Here is a 4,043-nt window from a genome sequence, read left to right on the forward strand (position 1 = left end):
GATACAGAGAAAGATACAGAGAAAGATACAGAGAAAGATACAGAGAAAGGTAAAGAGAATCGGGTATCTACGAAACGTATTGAAGAGCCTGTAAAGGAATATGAAGAAAAAAACGATCGTGTACCGTGGTATAAAGATGTAAATAACAATTCGGCAGCAGTAAGTTACAATCACTATTTGAAAATCAAAAAAGGTATGCCTGCGAATCAGGTAAAAGCTGCAATTGGACAGCCACATGTGATTGAGAAATATAAATCTTATTCAGTATATGACTATACTGGTTATGGTGGAGAAGGATCATTACGTGTAATCTTTGAACCGAATGGAACTGTTACGGATGTAGTGGAAGACGGTTTACCACGATAATAAATTAGTTACGGGAAGAGTTGTAGTAAAGTTTTCGTTGATTTTATAAAGTTTTTGGGAGCATACCCGAATATAGATGGAAAGTGTTTTTATTAGCCATGTTAACTATAGTATCAGTATTTACCGAAGTTTCTTCCAAATTCAATAGCGTTATTGTGGATGTTGTTGTCGTATTATTCTTGTTGGTATATATCGCAGTAGGACAGCGGTTGTAACTGAACGTAAGAGGACGCGTAGTAGCAGCTTCCTTTTGAAAGAAGGAGGAAAATATGATGGAGGATATTCTTGAATTCATAGGGAGATACGTAATTAAACCTATTATTAGTTTAGTGAGATATCTTGTAATAGAGATTATAATTGAGGGCATAATAGAAGGCGTAATAAACGGTATAAGGAAATTACGTGATAAGTGGCGAAATTGGCGTGAAAGACGTTATTGGCGGTAGTGTAGGTGATGAGTGTGCGAAACAAAAACGTTATACAGAAGTTATGAAGAAGTTTAATGAAATAATAGAAAACGACTTGCATTTAGAATCTGTACTCGTTCCAATTGGTGATGGAATGAAGATTTCTAAAGTGAAGAAATAATTATTATCTTACAAAAGTGTAATGTTCATGTCATGTTTTTGAATTTCTTCTTTAAGCTCTGCGCTTTAAGATAAGAATATAAGAAAAACATATGAGGTGAAGGAAATGAAAAGATACATTGCACTATTTAGTATTTTAGTTGTATTTGCAAGTCTGTTAGTTGGTTGTGATATTAATCGTTTAGGAAAAGATGAGTATTATCTTCAAATTAAAGCTGATGGAATTGAAAAAAATGAGAAGTTTGATAACGGAGAGCCACATAAATATTTCGAGTATAAATTAAAAGGATTCGATAAAGGTGGAGAAGAAAAAGAATTGGAATTCACAGCACAAAAAAACCTTCGTAAAGAAGCATTCCTACGCGTATACAACTCAGATAAAAAAGGTGTAACAGCTTGGGAAGAAGTGAAGAAAGACGAGCTTCCAGCGAAAGTGAAAGAAAAATTAGGCGTGAAATAAGACAGATAGAAAAGGAATTGACGAACAGGTCAATTCCTTTTTTTGCTTTCAAATTCTTCTTCTGAAAAGACTTTAAATCCGTATCTTTTAAATAAAGCAGTAGTTACCCCGTAACCAGTTTGCTTATTACCGTTAAATTCTCCAGTATAAATCGTAGAACTACCACAAGATGGACTACGTTCCTTTAAAATAATATATTCTGGTTGTAAATTTTTAATTTGTTCTAATGCTTTATAAGCGCCATTTACGAAAGCTTCTGTGACATCTTCACCATCTTTTGTCATCACTTTCGCTTTTCCGTCCAAAACGTCGTCGCCATTCCCGCCAATAATTTCAGCGGAAGGACGAGGCGTTGGTAGTCCCCCTAATACTTCAGGACAAATGAGGACGGTATCTTCTTTTTGCAGAAGCTCCTCTATTTTTGAAACGAGATTGTCATTTCCGTCATATCGACAAGCGATACCACCTAAACAAGCGCTAATTACGATCATATTTTCATCTCCATTAAAAAAATATTAAATTCCACGCCAAATTCTCTTCCTGCCTCTTACTTATAAATGAGGTGATATAAATGGGAAGCTTATATAATTTAATGAAACCATATAGTGAATTTCGAAGTAAAGAAGAGTTTAATACATATCAAAAACAAGTTTTGAAGTGCTACCGATTTCAATTGAATAAAACTGATTCTATCATTATTCATTTTTTAGGAAAGTATGCGGTGAATGAGAAACAAAAAACAGTAGGAGTCGCCTGTCCGTTAATGGAGACGATTGCGAAGAATGTTGGAAAGAGTATTCGTACAGTACGCCGTTCAATTGCAAAGTTAGAGGGACTAGGAATTATAAAGCGTGTTGCAACAAAAGAAAGACATAAGCGCGGCGGGTATAGTGCGAATTTATATATTTTTCTTATATCTGCAATTGACCGCATGGATGACCGTATGAAAATGTCCGCTTGTAAAAGTGAGGATTATGCAGCTGGCTGTAGCGGAAAGGAACAAAAAAACGAGAGGGAAACAATTCTTTCTAAAAACATTCCACAAATAAAAGAGAAAAGAAAAATAACGTACGAGCTTGATGAGACGTATTGCCGTCATGATATACCGAAGCCTTTTATATACGCACTTCTGCCGATGACGAGTAATCCGAAGAAGATTAATATATTTTGGAGTAAGGTAGAACTTGCATATAAAAAGAGCGGATTGCTAGAGCAAGGTGTTTTACTAGAGCAAATATTAGCTGATGAAGAAGTGTATGGAAATTTCATTTGGCGAGTGAAGAGTGTCGTGAGAGCTTATAAATACGGGGAAATCCGTAAAAATGTGAAGGCACTTTTATATAGTACAGTGCGAGATTTATTTTTAGAGGTTGGATTAGAATGGGGAGCAGCACTGAGAAGAAGTAAGGGGATAGCGTTATTTGATCCATTTAAAAAGGAGCCATGCGTATAATACATGACTCCAAGTAGCTAGTCGAACTTTCTTACAACTGGAACACGAATCGCTACAAATAGTACGAAGACGATAACAGCAATTGCACCGCTTTTCATAACGGTTACGATTGGAATTCCCAGTGCAAGTGCGATTGATGTGAATGCATAAGAGAGCGGGATAAAGCCCATTGATGATAGCATAAGTAAGCTCATTACGCGTCCCATCATTTCCTCTTTTACTGTCGATTGAATCATCGCCATAAGCGGAACGATAGCCATTGCAATTGTAATACCATAAAACATGCCGGCTAATAGTGCTTGCCAAAGTACGGTGCTAAAGTTGATGGCTAAGAAGAATACACCAGACAATAGCATCATGATAATACAAAAAAGACCGCGCCTACGATTAATATTTCTTAAACCGACAATGACAGCACCGATTGCCATTCCGCCGCCTACAGATGCTTCTAAGTAACTAAACTGGAGTGAATCACCATGCAGCACGTTTTTAACAAAAAGCGGGAAACCAACTTGCATCGGGCCGATCAAAAATAAGTTTAAAAAGGCGCTACAAATAAGGAAAGTTGAAAGGAATGGTGATTCCTTTACATATAAGATTCCTTCTTTAATGGAAGTGAACATACCTTTATCCGTATCTTTTAGTTCTGGCATCGTAAATTGTATTTTTTGAACGAGTATGGCCGCGACAATCAGTAATAAAATTGTAATAGAAAATATTGTCTCGTAGTTTGTGAATTTGATAAGAATTCCGCCAAGTACAGGGCCTAAGATGACCGATGCTTGGTTCGTCATTTGTGTAAGTGAATTCGCTTGTGTTAACCGGCTTTTTTCTACCAATTCCGGTAAGATAGATCCATCTGCTGACCAGAAGAAAGCATCGGCAAGTCCAAAGAATAAAGCGAATAAAGCAAATGTATATAGTGTTACATCACCAACGATAAACCATGTGAGAATGGTTGCAACAAGAATCGCTCGAATAATATTGGAGTAAAACATAATGTTTTTTTTCGGGAATTTATCAGCTACAGCGCCGCCGATAATCATAAAAATAAGCCTTGGAACACTAAGAGCTACGAAAACAACACCGAGTGAAGCTTCAAGGTTTAATGTTTTTGCTATGTACCACGTTTGTGAAAAAGTAAAAAAGGCTAAAGCAAAGCTTGAAAAAAGAGTAG

At 36.3% G+C, this 4,043-nt stretch carries 5 protein-coding genes and 1 pseudogene; 4 read left to right on the top strand and 2 right to left on the bottom strand.

The window, feature by feature from the left end:
• The 3 genes and pseudogenes from MR167_RS30815 to MR167_RS30830 form a co-directional block, all read left to right on the top strand.
• A pseudogene (locus MR167_RS30815) lies at nucleotides 1-366 on the top strand (hypothetical protein); the annotation flags it as partial.
• A gap of 402 nt (nucleotides 367-768) precedes the next feature.
• A complete protein-coding gene (locus tag MR167_RS30825; protein ID WP_015945918.1) occupies nucleotides 769-954 on the top strand; it encodes an O-methyltransferase in 186 nt (61 codons plus the stop codon).
• A 105-nt stretch (nucleotides 955-1,059) separates the two neighbouring features.
• Nucleotides 1,060-1,413 carry a YxeA family protein gene (locus MR167_RS30830; protein WP_000833121.1) on the top strand — a complete coding sequence of 118 codons (354 nt, stop codon included), beginning with the start codon at nucleotides 1,060-1,062 and terminating at the stop codon, nucleotides 1,411-1,413.
• 29 nt (nucleotides 1,414-1,442) lie between these two features.
• On the opposite strand, the gene MR167_RS30835 is transcribed toward MR167_RS30830, so the two are convergent.
• Complete coding sequence (locus tag MR167_RS30835) at nucleotides 1,443-1,904, bottom strand: 2-thiouracil desulfurase family protein (RefSeq protein ID WP_000635492.1); 462 nt, start codon at nucleotides 1,902-1,904, stop codon at nucleotides 1,443-1,445.
• 80 nt (nucleotides 1,905-1,984) lie between these two features.
• Between MR167_RS30835 and MR167_RS30840 the strand changes: the two genes are divergently transcribed.
• Nucleotides 1,985-2,866, top strand: a complete 882-nt coding sequence (locus tag MR167_RS30840; protein ID WP_000535257.1) for a helix-turn-helix domain-containing protein — start codon at nucleotides 1,985-1,987, stop codon at nucleotides 2,864-2,866.
• Nucleotides 2,867-2,883: 17 nt separating this feature from the next.
• Here the strand turns inward: MR167_RS30840 and MR167_RS30845 are convergent.
• Nucleotides 2,884-4,043 (bottom strand): MFS transporter (locus tag MR167_RS30845; RefSeq protein ID WP_242316191.1); only part of this gene is annotated, 1,160 nt, incomplete at its 5' end.

The sequence above is a fragment of the Bacillus cereus group sp. BfR-BA-01355 genome (assembly GCF_022663675.1).
GTDB lineage: Bacteria > Bacillota > Bacilli > Bacillales > Bacillaceae_G > Bacillus_A > Bacillus_A thuringiensis_S.